The 19,534-nt window shown below is 67.4% G+C and carries 21 protein-coding genes and 1 riboswitch; of the genes, 15 read left to right on the top strand and 6 right to left on the bottom strand.

The features are described from left to right. The first annotated feature begins 39 nt into the window (after window positions 1-39). From eno to F622_RS0103370, 5 genes are all read left to right on the top strand, one after another. Entirely contained in the window at window positions 40-1,317 is a 1,278-nt protein-coding gene (gene eno / locus F622_RS0103390; protein WP_018145599.1) for a phosphopyruvate hydratase, read from the top strand. Window positions 1,318-1,507: 190 nt separating this feature from the next. Further along, window positions 1,508-1,915, top strand: coding sequence for a cell division protein FtsB (gene ftsB / locus F622_RS0103385; protein ID WP_018169850.1), 408 nt, complete (start codon window positions 1,508-1,510; stop codon window positions 1,913-1,915). Further along, on the top strand, window positions 1,908-2,654 hold the full coding sequence (ispD, locus tag F622_RS0103380) for a 2-C-methyl-D-erythritol 4-phosphate cytidylyltransferase (protein ID WP_019571334.1): 747 nt from the start codon (window positions 1,908-1,910) through the stop codon (window positions 2,652-2,654). The genes ftsB and ispD overlap by 8 nt, the downstream gene beginning before the upstream one ends. Next, entirely contained in the window at window positions 2,651-3,151 is a 501-nt protein-coding gene (gene ispF / locus F622_RS0103375; RefSeq protein ID WP_018169848.1) for a 2-C-methyl-D-erythritol 2,4-cyclodiphosphate synthase, read from the top strand. Before ispD ends, ispF begins: the two co-directional genes overlap by 4 nt. After that, a complete protein-coding gene (locus F622_RS0103370; RefSeq protein ID WP_019571333.1) occupies window positions 3,148-3,543 on the top strand; it encodes a VOC family protein in 396 nt (131 codons plus the stop codon). Before ispF ends, F622_RS0103370 begins: the two co-directional genes overlap by 4 nt. A gap of 327 nt (window positions 3,544-3,870) precedes the next feature. On the opposite strand, the gene F622_RS0103365 is transcribed toward F622_RS0103370, so the two are convergent. The 5 genes from F622_RS0103365 to F622_RS0103345 all read right to left on the bottom strand — a co-directional run bounded on the left by F622_RS0103365 (window position 3,871) and on the right by F622_RS0103345 (window position 7,989). After that, the gene (locus tag F622_RS0103365) at window positions 3,871-4,719 is read right to left on the bottom strand and encodes a pirin family protein (RefSeq protein ID WP_019571332.1); all 849 of its coding nucleotides are present in this window, start codon (window positions 4,717-4,719) and stop codon (window positions 3,871-3,873) included. A gap of 85 nt (window positions 4,720-4,804) precedes the next feature. Further along, window positions 4,805-5,170, bottom strand: coding sequence for a hypothetical protein (locus F622_RS0103360; RefSeq protein ID WP_018169845.1), 366 nt, complete (start codon window positions 5,168-5,170; stop codon window positions 4,805-4,807). Between the two features lie 5 nt (window positions 5,171-5,175). After that, window positions 5,176-6,042: an ABC transporter ATP-binding protein gene (locus F622_RS0103355; protein WP_019571331.1), complete on the bottom strand. Its 867-nt coding sequence runs from the start codon at window positions 6,040-6,042 to the stop codon at window positions 5,176-5,178. Next, window positions 6,042-7,013: an iron ABC transporter permease gene (locus tag F622_RS0103350; RefSeq protein WP_018145607.1), complete on the bottom strand. Its 972-nt coding sequence runs from the start codon at window positions 7,011-7,013 to the stop codon at window positions 6,042-6,044. Before F622_RS0103350 ends, F622_RS0103355 begins: the two co-directional genes overlap by 1 nt. A 139-nt stretch (window positions 7,014-7,152) precedes the next feature. Beyond that, complete coding sequence (locus F622_RS0103345) at window positions 7,153-7,989, bottom strand: cobalamin-binding protein (RefSeq protein ID WP_019571330.1); 837 nt, start codon at window positions 7,987-7,989, stop codon at window positions 7,153-7,155. A gap of 220 nt (window positions 7,990-8,209) precedes the next feature. Next, window positions 8,210-8,474, top strand: a riboswitch (cobalamin riboswitch). Between the two features lie 92 nt (window positions 8,475-8,566). On the opposite strand from F622_RS0103345, the gene bluB reads away from it, so the two are divergent. The 8 genes from bluB to F622_RS0103305 all read left to right on the top strand — a co-directional run bounded on the left by bluB (window position 8,567) and on the right by F622_RS0103305 (window position 16,483). Continuing rightward, the gene (gene bluB / locus F622_RS0103340) at window positions 8,567-9,340 is read left to right on the top strand and encodes a 5,6-dimethylbenzimidazole synthase (protein ID WP_018951955.1); all 774 of its coding nucleotides are present in this window, start codon (window positions 8,567-8,569) and stop codon (window positions 9,338-9,340) included. Further along, window positions 9,337-10,239: an adenosylcobinamide-phosphate synthase CbiB gene (gene cbiB / locus F622_RS0103335; protein WP_018169840.1), complete on the top strand. Its 903-nt coding sequence runs from the start codon at window positions 9,337-9,339 to the stop codon at window positions 10,237-10,239. Before bluB ends, cbiB begins: the two co-directional genes overlap by 4 nt. A gap of 10 nt (window positions 10,240-10,249) precedes the next feature. Continuing rightward, window positions 10,250-11,257 (top strand): threonine-phosphate decarboxylase CobD, encoded by a 1,008-nt coding sequence (gene cobD, locus F622_RS0103330; RefSeq protein WP_019571329.1) that lies wholly within the window; start codon window positions 10,250-10,252, stop codon window positions 11,255-11,257. Beyond that, window positions 11,257-12,741 (top strand): cobyric acid synthase, encoded by a 1,485-nt coding sequence (locus tag F622_RS0103325; protein ID WP_019571328.1) that lies wholly within the window; start codon window positions 11,257-11,259, stop codon window positions 12,739-12,741. Before cobD ends, F622_RS0103325 begins: the two co-directional genes overlap by 1 nt. Next, window positions 12,738-13,259, top strand: a complete 522-nt coding sequence (gene cobU, locus F622_RS0103320; RefSeq protein WP_018169837.1) for a bifunctional adenosylcobinamide kinase/adenosylcobinamide-phosphate guanylyltransferase — start codon at window positions 12,738-12,740, stop codon at window positions 13,257-13,259. The genes F622_RS0103325 and cobU overlap by 4 nt, the downstream gene beginning before the upstream one ends. Window positions 13,260-13,864: 605 nt before the next feature. After that, window positions 13,865-14,926, top strand: coding sequence for a nicotinate-nucleotide--dimethylbenzimidazole phosphoribosyltransferase (cobT, locus tag F622_RS0103315; RefSeq protein WP_019571327.1), 1,062 nt, complete (start codon window positions 13,865-13,867; stop codon window positions 14,924-14,926). Continuing rightward, window positions 14,923-15,489 (top strand): histidine phosphatase family protein, encoded by a 567-nt coding sequence (locus F622_RS0103310; protein ID WP_019571326.1) that lies wholly within the window; start codon window positions 14,923-14,925, stop codon window positions 15,487-15,489. Before cobT ends, F622_RS0103310 begins: the two co-directional genes overlap by 4 nt. Before the next feature lie 220 nt (window positions 15,490-15,709). Further along, window positions 15,710-16,483, top strand: coding sequence for an adenosylcobinamide-GDP ribazoletransferase (locus tag F622_RS0103305; protein WP_019571325.1), 774 nt, complete (start codon window positions 15,710-15,712; stop codon window positions 16,481-16,483). A gap of 12 nt (window positions 16,484-16,495) precedes the next feature. Here F622_RS0103305 and F622_RS0103300 read toward each other — a convergent pair whose 3' ends face one another. Beyond that, a complete protein-coding gene (locus F622_RS0103300) occupies window positions 16,496-16,705 on the bottom strand; it encodes a hypothetical protein (RefSeq protein ID WP_026331528.1) in 210 nt (69 codons plus the stop codon). Window positions 16,706-16,819: 114 nt separating this feature from the next. Here F622_RS0103300 and F622_RS0103295 point away from each other — a divergent pair, with 114 nt between their 5' ends. Both F622_RS0103295 and F622_RS14265 read left to right on the top strand, forming a co-directional pair. Further along, on the top strand, window positions 16,820-17,446 hold the full coding sequence (locus F622_RS0103295; RefSeq protein WP_026331527.1) for a YIP1 family protein: 627 nt from the start codon (window positions 16,820-16,822) through the stop codon (window positions 17,444-17,446). A 698-nt stretch (window positions 17,447-18,144) separates the two neighbouring features. Continuing rightward, window positions 18,145-19,530: a flagellin gene (locus F622_RS14265; RefSeq protein WP_019571322.1), complete on the top strand. Its 1,386-nt coding sequence runs from the start codon at window positions 18,145-18,147 to the stop codon at window positions 19,528-19,530. Window positions 19,531-19,534 lie beyond the last annotated feature (4 nt).

The raw sequence follows: 19,534 nt of genomic DNA, 5'->3' as shown, positions 1-19,534 counted from the left end.
GGACGGGCCCGTCCGGGCGGGTATTTTCAAGGAGAGAGCATGTCCAAGATTGCGGAGATTCACGCCCGCGAGATCATCGATTCTCGGGGCAACCCGACGGTCGAGGCCGATGTTGTCCTGGATTCCGGCGCCATGGGGCGAGCGGCGGTGCCCTCCGGTGCCTCCACAGGGGCCCGCGAGGCCCTGGAATTGCGCGACGACGAAAAGCGTTACGGCGGCAAGGGCGTACTGAAGGCCGTCAGCCACGTGAACGGCGAGATCCGCGACGCCCTGCGAGGTATGGAGCTGGATCAGACCGCGGTCGATCGCCGCATGCTGGAACTGGACGGGACCGACAACAAGGCACGCCTGGGCGCCAATGCCCTGCTGGCCGTCTCCATGGCCACTTCACATGCCCTGGCCGCGGATCGCGAACAGCCACTGTTCGAGACCCTGGGCGGCGACGACGCCACGCTGCTGCCGGTACCGATGATGAACATCATCAATGGTGGTGCCCACGCCGATAACAGTGTGGACATGCAGGAGTTCATGATCCTGCCAGTGGGGGCGGATTCGGTGCGTGAGGCCGTGCGCTACGGCGCCGAGGTCTTCCACGCGCTGAAAAAGGTGCTGTCCAAGCGCGGGCTGGCGACGGCGGTGGGCGACGAGGGCGGTTTTGCGCCCGACCTGCCGTCCAACTCCGCCGCGATCGAGGTGATCCTGGAAGCGGTTCACAACGCCGGCTTCAAGGCGGGCGAGGACATCTGGATCGGCCTCGACTGCGCCAGCTCCGAATTCTACCGGGATGGGCGCTATCACCTCGATTCCGAAGGCAAGGCCTTCTCTGCCGACGAGTTCTCCGAGTATCTCGCCCACTGGGTGGACCAGTACCCGATCCTGACCATCGAGGACGGGATGGCCGAAGATGACTGGGACGGCTGGAAGACGCTGACCGAGCGCCTGGGCAATCGCGTGCAGCTGGTGGGTGACGACCTGTTCGTGACCAATACCCAGATCCTGCAGGAAGGCATCGACAAGGGCGTTGCGAATTCCATCCTGATCAAGCTCAACCAGATCGGCACGGTCACCGAGACGCTGGAAGCCATCGAGATGGCGCGCAAGGCCAATTACACTGCAGTGATCTCGCATCGCTCGGGCGAGACCGAAGACGTGACCATCGCGGACCTGGCCGTGGCCACGCGCGCCGGCCAGATCAAGACCGGTTCGCTGTCGCGTTCCGATCGGGTCGCCAAGTACAACCAGCTGATCCGTATCGAGGAACACCTGGGTTCGCGGGCGACCTATCCGGGCATGTCGGCGTTCACCTTCGGGCGCTGATCGAGACCCGGGACGGCCTTGGTCACCACGCAGTCCTCAGCCTGCGGCGCGGTTCCTGTCCCCGGTCGTCAGGGGCTCGTAGAATGCCGGGCATGCCGGCCACTTGCGAAAGCCCTCGTCTCCACGTTGTCGCGTCTGTCGCGCTGCGCGGGCGAGGGCTTTCTCTGTTCAACCATACGGAGTGCGGGTGATGCGCGGCCTGTTGATCGGTCTGGCCCTCGTGCTGCTGGCCCTGCAATGGCCCCTGTGGCTGGGCGAGGGGAGTTGGCGCGATGTTCGCGATCTGCGCGAGCAGGTTGCGCAACAGCAAGCCGCAAATGCCGAGCTGGAACAACGCAATCAGGCTCTGGAGGCCGAGGTGCGCGATTTGCGCGGCGGTACCGCGGCGGTCGAGGAGCGCGCGCGTCGCGATCTGGGGATGATCCGCGAGGACGAGATCTTCTTCTTCGTGGTGGGCGAGGACGAGCCAGCGAGACTGAAGGTCGAGCCGCTACCGGGCCCGGCTGGAGAGACCGATCCGGGCCCGGACGCGCAAGTCCCGGAGGATGCGGAGCCCGCCACCGACACCCTGCCACCCGAGGACCCCTTTGATGGCTGACGCGGAACACGTGCCGACTCGGGAGCCCGCGTTCTGGGCGTTGATCCCGGCGGCTGGCATCGGTCGGCGCATGGGATCCAACCGTCCGAAGCAGTACCTGACACTCGGATCGCACACGATCCTGTCCCACACCCTGTCGATCTTTCTCGAACACCCGCGGATTCGCGGGGTGGTTCTGGTACTCGGTCCGGACGTCGACCCGGATGCCCTGGACCTGCCGCTGGCCGGCGGGCGGCTGTTCCGTGCGGCCGGAGGGGCGGAGCGCGCGGATTCGGTCCAGAACGGGCTCGACTTCCTTGCAGAACGGGCGCACGAGGACGACTGGGTACTGGTGCATGACGCGGCACGACCCTGTCTGCCGCTAGCGGATGTGGACCGGCTGCTGCACGAGTTGCGTGACGATCCGGTGGGTGGGCTGCTCGCCAGTCCCAGCACCGATACCATCAAGTGGAGCGATGGTGCCGGGAAGGTCGAACGGACGCTGGATCGCGAACGGGTCTGGCGGGCCCTGACCCCGCAGATGTTCCGGCTGGGCATGCTCCGCACGGCCAACGCGCAGGCGCGTGCCGAGGGGCATCCGGTGACGGACGAGGCCAGCGCCATCGAGTTCCTGGGCCAGGCACCCCGGCTGATCGAGGGCTCCCCGATGAACATCAAGATCACCCGCAGCGAAGACCTTGAGCTTGCTCGCCTATATCTGATGCAGCAGGGACGCCTGGAAGGCGGGTTTCGCGCATGAGCGGCTTGCGGATTGGCCAGGGCTTCGACGTACACGCCTTCGGCGAAGGCGACCACTTGGTACTCGGTGGCGTGCGCATCCCGTTCGAGCGTGGATTCGTGGCCCATTCGGATGGGGACGTGCTGATCCACGCGGTGTGTGACGCCCTGCTGGGCGCCGCGGCGCTGGGGGATATTGGCCTGCACTTTCCGGATACCGATCCGGCGTTTCGAGGGGCGGACAGCCGCGTCCTGCTAAGGGAGACGCTCGAACGAGTGGCCGGGGCCGGCTGGCGCCCGGTTAACATCGACACCACGGTGATCGCGCAGGCGCCCAAGCTTGCACCGCATGTGCGCGCGATGCGTGAGAACCTGGCAGCCGATACCGCCCTGAATATCGCCGATGTCAGCGTGAAGGCGACCACCACCGAGCACCTCGGCTTCACCGGGCGCAAGGAAGGGGTGGCGGCGCAGGCCATTGTGTTGCTCGAACCGGCCTCGGGGGTGATGCGGGTATGACTTCGGCGAAGGGGGTAGAACCCGGCATCCTGCGTTTGCATCACGCAAGCCTGGTGATTGCGGACACGCGGGTGGCGGCGGCCTTTTACGGGGAGCAGCTCGGCCTGGTGCCACTGGAACGCCCGGATCTCGACTTTCCCGGTCTGTGGTATGACCTGGGGAGCGGACAGGCTCTGCATCTGTTGCAGGTGCCGAACCCCGATCCGACCGAGCGCGGCGTGCGCTGTGGTCAGGACCGTCATCTGGCGTTGCGCGTCCGTGGCCTGGAGGCGCTGGCAGCGCGTCTGGAAGGGGCGGGGATTGCCGTGGAGCGCAGTCGTTCCGGGCGCCCGGCCGCATTCGTGCGCGATCCCGACGGCAACGCCATCGAGCTGATCGAGGAAGGCGGCTGAGGCCGGCCTGGGGGGCCGGCCACGAACCAGCGCCCCTGCACCCGTTGCGGGGCCATCCTTCTCCACGGAACGGATCGTGGGATCACCGGATCCACCCCCAAGCCTAGCTGGGTGGCCCCCCGCTATGCCCATTGCGATCCGGGTTCCCAGCGCCCCGTCACCGCAGCCGTAGCGAACCGAAGAGCCGGGGTCATCTGCGTGGGTGCGAGAGAGCGGGTCGGGGTTCGTTCCACGCAGTGAGATCCCGGATAACCGCTGCGCGGTTTCCGGGATGACGGAGAGGTGGGCTCGCGCGAGGAACTTGCGGGATGATGGGCTGGCTCGAGCTCAGTCCATGCTGGCCGGTTCGGCGGCGAGCTGGCCGGACTGGTAGTCGCTGATGGCCTGTTCGATCTCGTCGGAGGTGTTCATCACGAACGGGCCGTAGTGGGCGATCGGCTCGCCCAGGGGGCGCCCCTTGAACAGCAGTACCCGGGCATCCTGCTGCGCGATGAGGTGGATCTGGGTGTGGCCGTGCCAGACGCCCAGTTGGCCCGTACCGAGGCCGGTCAGCTCGCCGCCGAACACGTAGGCCAGCACGCGATCTTCCAGTTGCACCGCAAGCGACAGGCGATAGCCGGCCGGTAGCGTGAGGTCGGCCATGGCGGCGCCTTGGCCGATCTGCGGCAGGGCGCCTTCGGTGTCCCCGGCGCTGGTCTGCCAGGAGCCGGCAATGGCCTTGAAGCGCAGCGAATCGTCGTCTTCCGGCAGGTGACGCATCGCGTCCGCGCGCACGTCGCGGTAACGCGGCGGGTCCATCTTGCGCGCGGCGGGCAGGTTTACCCAAAGCTGGAAGCCGTGCAGGCCGTCCGCGTCCAAAAGCGGCATCTCGGAGTGGATTACGCCGCGCCCGGCGCTCATCCACTGGGCCTCGCCGGCCTCGACGCGGCCCTGATTGCCCATGGAGTCCTCGTGAGTCAGGCCGCCGTGGACCAGGTAGGTCAGCGTCTCGAAACCGCGGTGCGGGTGCGAGGGGAAGCCGCCGATGTAGTCCTCGCGCGCGCTGGCCTTCAGTTCGTCCAGCATCAGGAAGGGATCCAGCCCGCCACTAAAATCATGGATGCGCCGAATCTTCACCCCGGCCCCGTCCTGGGTGGGATGAGAGGTCTTCACGCTGTCCGGCGGTGTCGGGTTCATGGCGTTCTCCTTCGCAACAGATCTGCACCATACCGACCATGAAACGAAAAGAAAATTGCATCGTTTCCCGTCATGGGGCGTTCTGTCAGGTGGCCGAAAGCTCCCAGGAATCGGCGAACATTTCCAGGCTTTCGATGAAATCAGGATCGTGTTCCTGACGATTGATGGTCAGGTGCAGGGTGACGGCCCGCGGCTCCGGCGGGTGACCGGTGGTCAGCGTCCAGGCGAGGCCATTCGGGCATTCCGGCAGGGAAAAGCGCACGCCACCGTTGATGACTTCCCGATGGACGCGAAACTCGCCCCACAGGCAGTACACGACGCCGGCATCGGGGCCCTCGTCGGCGATCAGCGTATCGATCGCGCCGCTGGCGTCGGGTAATGCGGACACGGTGAGGCTTCGCTGCAGGTTTTCGGCATCCAGGTCGGAATGCAGGGTGCGGAAGAATTCCATGGGGACTACTCGTTGCGCGGCAGGAAGACGGGCAGGCCGTCCACCTCGCCCACGCTCAGGCGTTGGTTGTACAGGCGCTCCAGTGCGCTGGGCACCAGCATGGTGGCCGTGGGGCCCCAGCACGCCTGTCCGTCAGGGAATAGCAGTAGCAAGTGATCGCAGTAGCGCGCCGCGAGGTTGACGTCGTGCAGGACCAACACCGCGCCTCGGTTTTCCTGACCGACGATGGCCTGCACGCGGTTGAGCACGGCCACCTGATGATGCAGGTCCAGCTGGCTGGTGGGCTCGTCCAGCAGGAGCAGGCTGGGGTCCTGCGTCAGCACGGTCGCGATCGCCAGGCGCTGGCGTTCCCCGCCGGACAAGGTGTCCACCATGCGGTCCTCGAGGTCGGCGAGATCCATCGCCGCGAGTGCCGCCCGGGCGCGGGCGTAGTCCTCGGAAGACTCGATATCCCAGGGCCGCAGATACGGGTGGCGCCCGATCAGGGCCGTCTCCAGCACGGTGGCGGGAAAGCCGTCGTGGTGGGTCTGGAAGACCAGGCCCAGGCGACGGGCCAGTTCTGCGCGGGCGAGGGTCGCAATGGATTGTCCCTTGACCTTGATGGTTCCGGCACGCGCGGTCCGCAGGCCGGCGAGGGTCTGCAGGAGGGTGCTCTTGCCGGCCCCATTCGGGCCCAGGATGCCCCAGCACTGGCCCGGGTCGACCGTCAGGTCCAGCGGCGAACCGGGCGGCCGCTCGGGCACGTCGATGACGAGGTCATGCGTCGCGAGCAGGGTCTTGGGCCCCGGTTCCTGGTGGACGCTGCGCGCGCCCAGGCCCGGCGTGTCGTGTGGCTGGGTCGCCGCGGGGACTGGGGGAGGCGTACGCGGCATCAGCGGCTCCGGTAGAGCAGGAACAGGAACACCGGGACACCCAGCATCGCGGTGATGACGCCCACCGGCAATTGTTCCGGGGCAATGATCGTCCGGGCCAGGGTGTCGGCCAGGGTGAGGAGGATGCCCCCGCCCAGGGCCGAGGCCGGCAGGATCACGCGCTGGTCGTTGCCAAAGATCAGACGCAGCATGTGCGGCACGATCAGCCCGACAAAGCCGACCGCGCCGACCTGGGTGACCGCGGTCGCGGTGATCAGGGCCGCCACCACATAGATCGTCCATTCCACCGGGCGTACGGCCACTCCGAGGGCCGCGGCCTGCATGGGCCCGCGCGCCAGGACGTTCAGGGTGCGGCCAAATGGCAGGGCGAGCAGGGCGACGACCACGAGTACGCCCCAGGCCGGGTAGGGGTTGCGGGCATGGGAGACGTCGCCCATCAGCCAGTACAGCATGCCCGGGAGCTCCGCAGTGGGGCTGACCGCGAGGATGAAACTGATCATCGCGCCCCAGCCGGCGGCCACCACGACACCGGTCAGCAGCAGGCGGGTCGGGGTCCAGCTGCCCGTGCCGTGGGCCAGGCCGAACACCAGAATGGTGGACAGCAGGGCGCCCACGAAGGCCGCGGCCGAGACCGAGAACATGGACAGTCCCGCCAGCATCGCCAGCAAGGCGCCCACCGAGGCACCGCCGGAGAGCCCCAGCACGTAGGGATCGGCCAGTGGATTGCGTAGCAGGACCTGCATCAGCGCTCCGGCCAGGCCCAGCAGCCCGCCGGCGGCGAACGCGGCCAGCGCGCGCGGCAGGCGCAGATCCAGTACCAGGGTGCTGTGCAGTCGCGAGGCCTCGCCGAAGAAGACACTCAGCAGGTCAGGGAAGGGAATCTGCACGCTGCCGTAGGCCAGTGCCACCAGAACGGAGAGCACAGACGCGGGCAACAGCACGCCCAGGGCCAGGAGGAAGGAACGGGTCAAGAAGTGGCCCTCCGCTCCTGGAGGGCGAAGCGGCGACGCGTACCCGGTACCGAAGAGCCGCCTTCAGCCTGCGCGCAACGCTTCATTTTGGGCGTCTTGCATCGGCCGCTCCGTGACACTGCGAGGTGGTCCGTCATGTTTACGGGGCAGGCCGCCGCGTGCGGGCGCGTTCGAGTTCTTCGCACATCAGGGCGGTGCCTTCCGCGATGCGTCCGGTATGGCGTTGCAGGAGCGAAGGGGGAATGAAGAACAGATTGTCGCGCTGGACCGCGGTCATATCCTCCCATTGGCCCCAGGCGACCACCCAGTCGGGGCGGTCCTCGCCCATGCCGCCGCCGATGATGACCTCGGGGTCGGCATCCAGTACGGCTTCGCGGCCAATGCGTGGCACCAGGCGGTCGAGATCGCCGAACACGTTCACGCCGCCACAGACGGCGATGGCCTCGGCGATCAGGTGGTCGTCATTGACCGTCATCAACGGTTGCTCCCACACCTGATAGAACACGCGAATCGGGTCCCGGTCGCCGTACGTGGCGCGGAGCGCGTCCATTCGGCCCAGGAAGTCCTCTGCCGCGGCCTCGCCCTGGTCATACGTGCCGGCGAGCGTGGCCATGCGCCGCATGCTCGAGGCCACACCCTCGAAGCTGCGTGGTTCCGATACGTACACCGGCAGTCCCAGTTCGCGCAGGCGTTCGACCTGGGAGGCGGAGTTGCCGCTCTTCCACGCGATCACCAGATCGGGGTCCCTTTCCAGTACCCGTTCCAGGTCAATCCGGCTGTAACCGCCAATCCGCGGGATGGCCTCCGCCTCGGGCGGATAATCGCTGTACTGCGTTGCGCCCACGATGCGGTCCCCCGCACCCACGGCAAACAGCACCTCGGTGATGTGCGGCGCCAGGCTGACGATGCGCTCGGCAGGCTGCTCCAGATGGACCTCGCGGTCATCGTCGTCGGTGACCGTGATTGAGTCCGCCATTGCGATCAGCGGGGTTGAGAGCAGGCCCAGGAGGCAAGCGAGAAGTGGAGTTCGGGAAGTCCAGAATTGCATGATTTTACAGTCGCATTGGATTGGTTGTTCAAGCGCCTTCGAGCCGGCTGGGGAGCCGCCACCAGGCGCTGGACTAGCGGGGCATCATAGCAGCAAGCCTGGGGCGCCTCGGAGCGTCAATTGGTCGGCAGTGGGCTTGCCGCGTATGATTGGCGGCTTGCTACCAGGTGCCCGGGCGACTGATCGCGCGGGTTAAACGGGAAGTCGGTGCAGGCGCGAGATCCTCCGCAGCCCCATTCCGACGCTGCCCCCGCAACGGTAAGCGAGTGGGTTCGAGGGGTGCTTCCGCAGGCCGCTCGGACCTCGACAAGTCGAAAGCCACTGGGCCGAACGCGGCCCGGGAAGGCGACTTGCCGCCCCGGGTTGCCGGGGCCTCGCGAGCCCGGAGACCGGCCTGGACGATGTTTCTGCGACCGCGCGGTGGGCGAGGGTCGGTAGGTGCGGGCCCCTGTGGCCACACCCCGATCCCTCTGCATCCGCGTCGTGTCCCCCTGACGGTAAGCCGATGCAGTCCGAGTTGCCCGCCAATGAGAACCCTTCCTGCCCGGGCGCTGATGCCGGGGGTTCGGGATTTGCCCAAGATGAGCTTGCGGCCGTCTATCGCGTGATCGCGGAACGCCGGGATATGCGCCATTTTCGGCCGGACCCGGTCGATCCAGCGGTGTTGCGGCGGCTGCTCGAGGCGGCGCATCGCGCGCCGAGCGTGGGCTATATGCAGCCCTGGCGCTTCCTGCGCATTACCGACCCGGCGGTGCGCGAGGCGCTCCACGCCCACGCGGCGGATGAACAGGCGCGCACTGCGGAGGCCTGTGGCGAGCGCGCGGCCGACGTGCATCGCTTGAAGCTGGAGGGCATCCGCGAGGCGGGCGAGTTACTGGTCGTGGCCCTGACCGATGGCCGCGAGCGCTACGTGCTGGGCCGGCGGACGCTCCCCGAGATGGACCTCTGTTCGGCCGCGTGTGCGATCCAGAACCTGTGGCTGGCCGCCCGCGCCGAGGGCCTGGGCATGGGCTGGGTTTCCCTGTTCGATCCGGACTGGCTGGCCAATCGGCTGGACATGCCCGAAGGCGGGTACCCCATTGCCGTGCTGTGCCTGGGGCATGTCGAGCGCTTCTATGACCGGCCGATGCTGGAAACGGCGGGCTGGGACAGCCGCCGCCCGCTGGAAGACCTGGTGTTCCAGGATCGCTGGGGTGCGCCGTGCGAGCTGGCTGCGTCCACGGACGCCCGGGAATCCGCCGCGCGTCCGGATGGGCCATCCGGAGGTGGCGACACATGAGTACCTTTCTGATCCTGATCGGCGCCCTGATCCTGGACCGACTGTTTGGTGACCCACGGCGGTTCCATCCGCTCGCCGGATTCGGCCAGCTCGCGGCCTGGGCCGAATCCCGCTGGCATGCGCCCAGTCGTGTACGCGGAGCGCTCCTTCTCGCGGCGCTGGTCCTGCCCTGGGTGGCGCTGGCCGCACTGGGCGCCTCGCTGGCCTGGGGCTGGGTTCTGACGCTGGCGATCCTGACGCTGGCGATTGGCTGGCGCAGCCTGGACGAGCATGCGGAGGTGGTGGCCGAGGCCCTGGAAAAGGATGACCTGTCTGGGGCGCGCACCGGTGTCGGCATGCTGGTCAGTCGCGACACGGCGGCCCTGGACGCGCGCGGGGTGAGTGGCGCGACCATCGAGTCGGTGCTGGAGAACGGCAACGACGCGCTGTTCGCCACGATCTTCTGGTTCCTGGTGGCTGGCGCACCGGGCGTGGTGGCTTATCGCCTGGTGAACACGCTGGACGCGATGTGGGGCTATCGCAATGACCGGTTTCGCTCGTTTGGCTGGGCCGCCGCGCGCCTGGACGATGCGATGAACCTGATCCCGGCCCGTCTCACGGCGCTGGGCTATGCCCTGGCCGGTCGTGGCCGGGACGCGCTGCAGTGCTGGCGCGAGCAGGCCGCCGGCTGGAAGAGCCCGAATGCGGGGCCGGTGATGGCCGCGGGGGCGGGTGCGCTGGGCGTGGTCCTGGGGGGGGCGGCGCCCTATGGCGGGCAGCGCGAGTGGCGACCCCGCCTGGGGATGGGCCGCATGCCCGACGCGGCAGGCATTCGCCAGGCGGTTGCGCTGCTGGATCGTGCGCTGGCCATCTGGATGGCCTTCATTGTGGCCGGGGTGATTGTCGTTGTCCTGTTCTGAGGCCCAATCGATGCAGACGCCGGAGCCGAAGGCACTGATCCAGGTGCACGGGGGTGGTATCCGTCAGGCGGCCGCGCGCTACCGGATCCCCGAGGCCGACTGGCTGGATCTCTCCACGGGCATCAACCCGCATGGCTACCCCGCGGGCGAGCTGCCGCCAGGGGCCTGGGCGCGCCTGCCGGAACCGGACGACGGCCTGGAGGCCGCAGCCGCCGCCTATTACGGGACCGGGGCGCTGTTGCCGGTGCCCGGTTCCCAGGCCGCGATCCAGCTGCTGCCCGCGCTACGGGAGGGCCCTTCGCGCGTGGGCATCCTCGAGCCCAGCTACAACGAACACGCCCGGGCCTGGCACGGGGCCGGGCATGACGTCGTCCCGCTGGATGGGGATTCGATCGAGGCCGCATTGCCCGGCCTGGACGTGCTGGTCCTGGTCAATCCGAACAATCCGACCGGGCAACGGTTCGACCGCGCGGACCTGCGGGCGTGGCATGCGGCCCTGGCCGTCCGTGGCGGCTGGCTGATCGTGGACGAGGCCTTCATGGACGTTACACCGGAGGAGAGCCTGGCGAAGGACGCGCCGCGCGAGGGGCTGGTGGTGCTGCGCTCGCTGGGCAAGTTCTTTGGCCTGGCCGGGGCGCGCGTGGGATTTGTCATCGCGGAGGACACGCTGCGCACGCGACTGGCCGCCCGGATGGGCCCGTGGGGTCTTGCCGGACCGTCCCGCTGGATCGCCACCCAGGCGCTGTCCGACCGGGCCTGGCAGGCCGAGACACGCGGCATGCTCCAGGCACGTGGCCAGCGCCTGGCGGACTTGCTGCGCGACCAGGGGCTGGAACCCGCCGGCGGCACCGCGCTGTTTCAGTGGTGCCGCGTGGACGATCCCGCAGGCTGGCAGGATCACCTGGGCGCGCAGGGCATCCTCGTGCGGCGGTTTGATGAGCCGGGTAGCCTTCGCTTTGGCCTGCCGGGGCAGGAACACGAATGGAAGCGCCTGGAACAGGCACTGGGGGCGTCCTGATGGGAACGACGCTGATGGTGCAGGGCACGACCTCGGATGCCGGCAAGAGCGTGCTGGTGGCGGGTCTGGCGCGGGTGCTGTACCGGCGCGGACTGTCCGTGGTGCCGTTCAAGCCGCAGAACATGGCGCTGAACAGCGCCGTCACGGCCGACGGTGGCGAGATCGGACGGGCCCAGGCCCTGCAGGCCGCCGCCTGTGGTCTGGAGCCGCACACGGACATGAACCCCGTGCTGCTCAAGCCCAGCTCGGACCAGGGGGCGCAGGTCATCATCCATGGTCGGCCGGTGGCGGAGCTGGATGCCCGGGCCTATCACGACTACAAGCCGGTGGCGCGCGAGGCCGTGCTGGCCTCGCATCGGCGCCTGACGGCGCAGTACGCCCATGTGCTGGTGGAGGGCGCCGGATCGCCGGCGGAGATCAACCTGCGCGCGGGCGACATCGCCAACATGGGCTTTGCCGAGGCCGTGGACTGCCCGGTGATCCTGGTCGCGGATATCGACCGGGGCGGGGTGTTCGCGCACTTGGTTGGCACGCTGGCGCTTTTGAGCGAGACGGAGCGCGCGCGGGTGCAAGGCTTCGTGATCAACCGCTTTCGCGGCGATATCGGCCTGCTGCAACCCGGCCTGGACTGGCTGGAGCAGGAGACCGGAAAGCCGGTGCTCGGCGTGATTCCGTACCTGCACGGGCTCTACCTGGATGCCGAGGACGCCCTCCCGCGCGAGGCGATGCCGGAGAAGGCCGCGGACGCGTTGAAGGTGGTCGTGCCGGCATTGCCGCGCATCTCCAACCATACGGATTTCGATCCGCTGCGGCTGCACCCGGCGGTGGACCTGCGCTTTGTCGGACCGGGCGAGGCGTTGCAGCCCGCCGATTTGGTCGTCCTGCCGGGCTCGAAGTCCGTGCGCGCCGATCTCGCCTGGCTGCGCGAGCAGGGCTGGGAAGAAGCGCTGCGGCAGCACGTGCGCTATGGCGGCAAGGTGCTGGGGATTTGTGGTGGATTCCAGATGCTGGGCCACGCCGTGCACGATCCCGATGGGGTCGAGGGCCAGCCGGGCTCTACGCCGGGGATGGGCTGGCTGGATATCGAGACCCGGCTCGCACCCGAGAAGCACCTGGAGCGGGTTCGCGGAGGTCGCGTACTGGACCGAGAAGCCGGCGTAGAAGGTTACGAGATCCATGCGGGCGTGACGACCGGGCCGGGCCTGGAGCGGCCGCTGCTGCAGCTGGAACACGGCCCGGATGGCGCGCGTAGCGAGGATGACGCGGTGGCCGGAACCTATGTCCACGGCGTGTTCGATACATCGGACGCCTCCGAGGCCTTGCTGCAATGGGCGGGTATGCGGAGCGGGATGGCGACCGGGGAAGACCTGGCCACCGCGCGGGAGCGCGGCTTGGAACGCCTCGCCGATTCTCTGGAAGAACATATGGATATGAAATACATACTGACCCTTCTGCAAGCCGAACCGAAGGAGCCAGTCGCATGAAGACCCTGGTACTGGGTGGCGTGCGCTCGGGCAAGAGCCGGCTGGCAGAACAACTGGCGGCGGCCAGCGGCCTGCCCGTGACCTACGTGGCGACGGCGCGCGCGGACGATGCCGAAATGGCACGCCGGATCGAACGCCACCGCGCCGACCGGCCCGGAGACTGGGGCCTCGTCGAGGCGGGCACGGGCCTGGCCCGGTCGCTGGAGCAGGCCGCGGGACCCGAGCAGTGCCTGCTGGTGGACTGCCTGACCCTGTGGCTGACCCAGCTCCTGTGCACCGATGACGAGGGCCGGATCGAGCGTGAGCGCGAGGCCCTGATCGAAACGGTTCCGCGCCTGCCGGGCACGTTGGTGTTCGTCTCCAACGAAACCGGCATGGGGATCACGCCCATGGACGTACTGTCCCGTCGCTTCGCCGACGAGGCCGGCTGGCTCCACCAGCGCCTGGCCCCCGCGATGGACCGCGTCGTCCTCACCGTCGCCGGCCTTCCGCACGTCCTGAAGGGGGACCCGCTGTGACAAACCGGCATACATGCATTCCACCCGCCACGCACATAGACAAGCACGCTGGCAGGCCGGCACCACCGAAGCATCCCGACCCCAACCGTCACCCCTGCCACCCAACCCTTGTCATCCCGGAAACTGCGCAGCAGTTATCCGGGATCTCCATCGTTGGCAGGTGGCACGGACGTCGGGGGTATCCCTGGCGTGGGGAGATCCCGGCTCTCCGCTTCGCTGCGGCCGAGATGACGGACAGTAGTGGGAAGGCGGGCTGACGTCAGGGGGAGTGTTTCGGCCAGGGTGACAACAAGGGAAGCCCTTACGGCCGGGAGGGCGAGGAGTAATGGGCCGGGATGTCATGTGGGCGGGCGGCCAGGATTCCTGGTCCAGACATTCGGATGGTCCGCCAACGTCGTCATCCCGGAAACCGCGCAGCGGTTATCCGGGATCTCCGTCGTGGGAGGTGGCGCAGACGTCGGGGTGTTCCCGCGTGGGGAGATCCCGGCTCTCCGCTTCGCTGCGGCCGGGATGACGGGAAGTAGCCGGTCGGGATGGCGAGAAGCAATGGGCCGGGATGAAGGAAAGTGGCAGAGCGTGCACGAGAGACAAACGAGGACGAACAAGTGACCGAAGACTGTGACTGGCTGCAGGTGCCGCCGGCGCCCCTGAACGCCGAGGCGCGCCGGGCCGCCGCCGAGCGACAGGCCCAGCTGACCAAGCCCCCGGGTTCGCTCGGGCAACTGGAGGCGATTGCCGAGCGCCTGGCTGGCATGCAGGGCGTGGAAAAGCCCGGCCTGGAGAACGTCCACATCGCGGTGTTCGCCGGCGATCACGGCGTGGTGGCCGAAGGCATCTCGCGCTTTCCGCAGGCCGTGACGGCACAAATGGTCGCGAACTTCGCCACGGGCGGGGCGGCAATCTCCGTGCTCGCGCGGCACCTGGGCGCCTCCATCGAGGTGATCAACCTGGGCACGGTCGCGGAGCCGCCCGCCGTCAGCGGTGTGCAGCAACTGAACCTGGGCCCCGGCACCGCGAACCTGACCCGCGAGCCGGCCATGACGCCGGCGCAGCTGGAACGCGCCCTGAACGCCGGCCGCCAGTGCGCGGAACGTGCGCGGCGGGGTGGGGCCCAGATGTTCGTCGGCGGCGAGATGGGGATCGGCAACACGACCTCCGCCGCTGCGCTGGCCTGTTCCCTGTTGGATCTGCCGCCCGTCGATCTGGCCGGGCCCGGCACGGGCCTGGACGCGAACGGGGTGCGGCACAAGGCCGAGGTCATCGAACAGGCCCTGCACACCCATGCGGACGTGCGGGGCGACGCCCTCGGCAGCCTGCGTTGCCTAGGCGGCTTCGAGATTGCGGGGCTGGCCGGGGCGTATATCGCCGCAGCACAGATCGCCCTGCCGGTGCTGGTGGACGGCTTCATCAGCACCTCGGCGGCGCTGGTGGCCGAGCGCCTGTGTCCGGGCACGGCGGACTGGTTCTTCTATGCCCATACCTCGGCGGAGCCGGGTCACCAGCGCCTGCTGGCGGCGCTGGAGGCCGAGCCGCTGCTGGATCTTGGCATGCGCCTGGGCGAGGGGAGCGGGGCGGCCACGGCCGTGCCCCTGCTGCGCCTGGCCTGCGAGCTGCACTCCGGCATGGCGACCTTCGCCGAGGCGGGTGTCAGCGGAGAGGAGGCGTGAGCGTCGGCCCCGCGCGGATCGGCCTGCTGCGCCACGGCGAGACCACCGGCCAGGGATTCTGTGGCCGGGGCAGCGATGTCCCGCTGACCGAGGCCGGCTGGGGCACAATGCGTGACGCTTTGGCGCGAGATACCGCCTGGGATCGCATCGTCTGTTCGCCGCTGACGCGTTGCCGCGCCCCAGCACAAATGTTTGCGGAAGAGGCCGGTGTGCCAGTCGCCGTCGATGAACGCCTGGCCGAACTCGACTTCGGCGCCTGGGAAGGCCGCACGGCGGCGGCGCTGATGGAGACGGACGCCGATGCACTTGGCCGTTTCTGGCAGGATCCGGTGAATCACTCGCCCCCCAAAGGCGAGTCGCTCCTGGAGTTTCGCGAACGCGTTGTCGCCGGCTGGAACGACCTGGCGCCCGACGAAGGCGAACGCGTGCTCGTGATTGCCCACGGCGGCGTCATCCGCCTGATCCGTGCCCTGCGCGAGGGCTGGCCATTGGAGGAGCTGCTCGGCATCGACGTCCCGCTCGCCTCCCTGCATATTGTCGAGCCATGGCAGCCCTATCGATGAATCTCCCGCCCCCGATGCGCCAAGACCCTGTGGGTGGCCTTGTGAGGGCTCTTGTGGGAGCGTGCTTGCACGCGAAGCCCCTGCCAAAGTCAGACGCGGGCAGGGGCTTCGCGGCCAAGGCCGCTCCCACAACTAGGTGGAGGACCTTCGGTGGCCTAGCCCCCTGCGGGAGCAGCCCTGGCCGCGAATGCCTCCCGCCAAAGTCCGGCCAGGCACCCACATGAGCGTCGTGTTGGCACCCTTCTGGCTGGCCCTCCAGTTCCTCACCCGCCTGCCCACCCCCGCGCTAGACCCGCAGCCGGCCGACCTGGGCCGTTCGGTGCTGGCTTATCCACTGGTCGGTCTGATCCTGGGCCTGCTTGTGGTACTGGTCGGTATCGCGCTGGCGGCCATTCCCGGCGCGCCGACGCTACTGGTCGCGGCGCTGGTGCTCGCGTTGTGGGTCGGCCTGACCGGCGCGCTGCACCTGGACGGGCTGGCGGACACGGTGGATGCGTGGGTCGGCAGCCATCAGGACTCGGAACGGGCCCAGGACATCATGAAGGACCCGACCAGCGGCCCGATGGCGGTGGCAGCTCTGATCCTGGTGCTGCTGATCAAGTTCGCAGCCCTGGTAACCGTGGTGGAGACGGGTGCCTGGATCGCATTGCTGGTCGCCATCGTGCTGGGGCGCGCGGCGCTCACCGGGCTGTTCCTGCTGGTGCCCTATGTGAGGGAGCAGGGCCTGGGTGCCGAGATGGCTGCACACCTGCCGCGCAGCCCCGCCCAGATGGTGCTGGTGGCCACCGGTGTGCTGATCCTGCTGCTGGCACTGATCACTGGCCTCTGGAGCCTGATCCTGGGCCTGGCGGCAGCACTGGCGTTGGTGTTCGCCATCGCCGGCTTCCTGCGCCGCTGGCTCGGCGGCTTCACCGGCGATACCGCCGGCGCCACCCTGGAGCTGGTGGAAGTGATGGCGATTACCGTCATGGCGCTAGTGCTCGCCCTGCATTAGGGGAGCTGCCGCTCAACGAGGCGACGTGTTCCCCATCGCCTTGTCCAGCAGCGCCAGGCCTTCCTGTTCCCGACCCTGACCACGCTGGGCGCGCACCCGGAATCGGGTCTCGGCATCGTGCTCCGCAATCATTAGCGTGGCCATTTCGTCCACAAGGCGGTTCACGCTGGTCCCGCGTTCGCGTGCCAACGCCTTCAGCCGTTCGTACTTGTCGTCAGGCAGACGAATCGTCAATCGAGCCAATGCAGCGTTTCCGCGTTCAGGACCAGATGATGCATGCCTGAAGCTAGCAAAATCTGTCATCGAATGGTCACGTAATTGCCACATACTTGGGTGATGACCGTTCCCGTGAGACTTAATCCGGCCCGCATGACCCTGCGCGCGCTCGTGAACCCCCTGAGGGCCGTGCGCGATGCGCGTGGAATCGAGCCGGCCCCGCCGTGGTGGCAGACGTTTCTGGGGCTGGCGCTGCCGGTGCTGTTGGTGAGCGTGATCGCGAGTCAGTGGCTTTACCAGGTGATCCCGACCGGCCTGCCGCCGGAGGCCATGCCGGGCGCCTGGGGCTTCGGCGTCTACAGCGTGCTGGCGATGAGCATCGGGGTGCTGGGGATGGCCTGGTCCGCGCACTACCTGACCGAGCTGTTCCAGGGCTACTCGCACCCGGACCGTGCGATGCTCGCCGTCACGGTCGGGCTGTTGCCCGCCTGGGTCGGCAAGGTGGTCGCGGCGTTCCCCTGGCCCTGGGGCAACGGCATCGCCTTGTTGCTGATCCTGTATTCCCTCTGGCTGCTCTACTGGTCGCTGCGCGAGATCATCGGCCTGCGCCGCGGCAACCGGATCGGCCTGTTCGTGGCCACCATCTTCTGCGGCGCCTTCATCACCCTCATTTTCGGCTGGCTCCTGATGGACCTGATCCCCGGTGCCACCCCCGACCACCGCATCGGCACCACCTGGCTGCTCTAGCCCGCGCCAGCCGTGGTGACCGGCGCCTGTGACTATCGCAGCAGTCGCCCCCACACAAACCGTCATCCCGGAAACTGCGAAGCAGTTATCCGGGATCTTCGTCGTTGGAGCCGGCACAAGCGTCGGGGTGTTCGCACGTGGGGAGATCCCGGCTCTCCGCTCCGCTCCGGCCGGGATGACGGGGAGGGGAGCGCTGCGGCCGGGGTGACGGCGAGGGAGTAGCCCGCTGGGACAAAGGCCAGGGGATGCGGGCTGGATGGATACACGTACGTTTGCAATGACCACCAAACCCTCGGGTTAACCACCCAGCCCTCGTCATCCCGGAAACCGCGCAGCGGTTATCCGGGATCTCCGCCGCTGGATGTGGCACAGACGGCGGGGTGTTCGCCCGTGGGGAGATCCCGGCTCTTCGCTTCGCTACGGCCGGTGATGACGGACAGGGGCTGCGGCCGGGATGACCGAGAAGGCCATGGTGGGCGGAGTGCGATCCGGATGATGGCTGGGCATTGGTGCGGGGCGTTACGGTTTCGCGGCCGGAGGAACTGGGGGCGGCAAGGAATTGCCGCCGGCCGAAAAAAATTTCGATGCAGGGCTAAAGGTTCGTGGGTGAGGGTCGTTAAGGCTTCTGAGAGCGGGGATCAACCCGTTCACCAGAACCGCCCGAGGCGGTGACGCAAGACTCTTACAGGAGAGCGATCATGTCCCAAGTAATTAACACCAACGTTCTTTCCCTGAACGCCCAGCGCAACCTGGGGAACTCCCAGGGCGCGCTGGCCCAGAGCCTGGAACGTCTGTCCTCGGGCCTGCGTATCAACAGCGCCAAGGACGACGCGGCCGGTCTGGCCATTTCCGAACGCTTTACCTCGCAGATCCGCGGCCTGAACCAGGCGGTTCGTAATGCCAACGACGGTATCTCTTTCGCCCAAACCGCCGAGGGCGCCCTGGGGACGGTGGGCGATGCAATGCAGCGCATCCGAGAGCTCGCGGTCCAGTCGGCCAACGATACCAACTCGGCATCGGACCGCGAAGCGCTGAATAATGAAGTCAATCAGCTCGTCGAAGAGATCAATAGGGTTGCCAATTCCACTGAGTTCAACGGCCAGAATATTCTGAATGGGGCACTTGACGACTTGGTCTTTCAGGTTGGTGCCAACCAGAACCAGACCATCTCTGTGGAGGGTGTCGACGCCCGCGGCTCCCAGTTGGGTTCTGCAAGCCTCGGGGGGGACAGCTTGGCGCTGTCAAACCTTGAGACCAATGACGTTTTCACCCTTGCGGATGTCGAGATCAATGACCGCTTTATCAGTCTCGATTCGGCGGAAGACTTGGATGATGTCGTTACGGCGATTAATGCTGAGACGGGTGATACCGGCGTAACTGCGGCTCGAGCTGATGAAGTTGTGGAGACGATTGGTGCAATTACCACCACCGGCGGCGCTACAGTAGAAATCAATGAGGTAAATATCACGATTGACCCTGATGCTACTAACGAGGAAGTGGTTGATGCTATCAATGCCGAAAGCGCACAAACCAACGTCACGGCTTCTTTCGATAACGCTGGCAACCTGGTCCTCACAGCCAGTGACGATGATATCGCGATTGACGTGACTCCTACTGGTAGTAATGGCGATTTCGTGTTCGGCAGCGTCGGCAACGATGGGGATGAGACCTTTCTCCGTGCAATTGACCTGAGCGCCTCCCCGGCTGACGGCATTGACGTTGCAGGTACGGATGCTGTCGACCTGGGGCTCGATGGTGAGGCTGACGTCAACACGCTGAATGGCGTCAGCGTGTTGACCCGCAAAGATGCGACCGAGACCCTTGGTACCATCGATGCGGCGCTGCAGCAGATCAGTGGTCTGCGGTCCGAGTTGGGTGCGGTGCAGATCCGCTTCGAGAGCACCATCTCGAACCTGGAGATCTCCTCGGAGAACCTGTCTGCCGCTCGTTCGCGCATCATGGATGCGGACTTCGCGGCCGAGACGGCCGAGCTGACCCGCGCCCAGGTGCTGCAGCAGGCGGGCACCTCGGTGCTGTCGCAGGCCAACGCCGTTCCGCAGAACGTGCTGGCCCTGCTGCAGTAAGCTC

The sequence above is a fragment of the Thioalkalivibrio sp. ALMg3 genome (assembly GCF_000381225.1).
In the GTDB taxonomy this organism is placed as follows: domain Bacteria; phylum Pseudomonadota; class Gammaproteobacteria; order Ectothiorhodospirales; family Ectothiorhodospiraceae; genus Thioalkalivibrio; species Thioalkalivibrio versutus.
The sequence above is the reverse complement of the archived record's forward strand: the minus strand, read 5'-3'. Positions and strand labels throughout refer to the sequence as shown.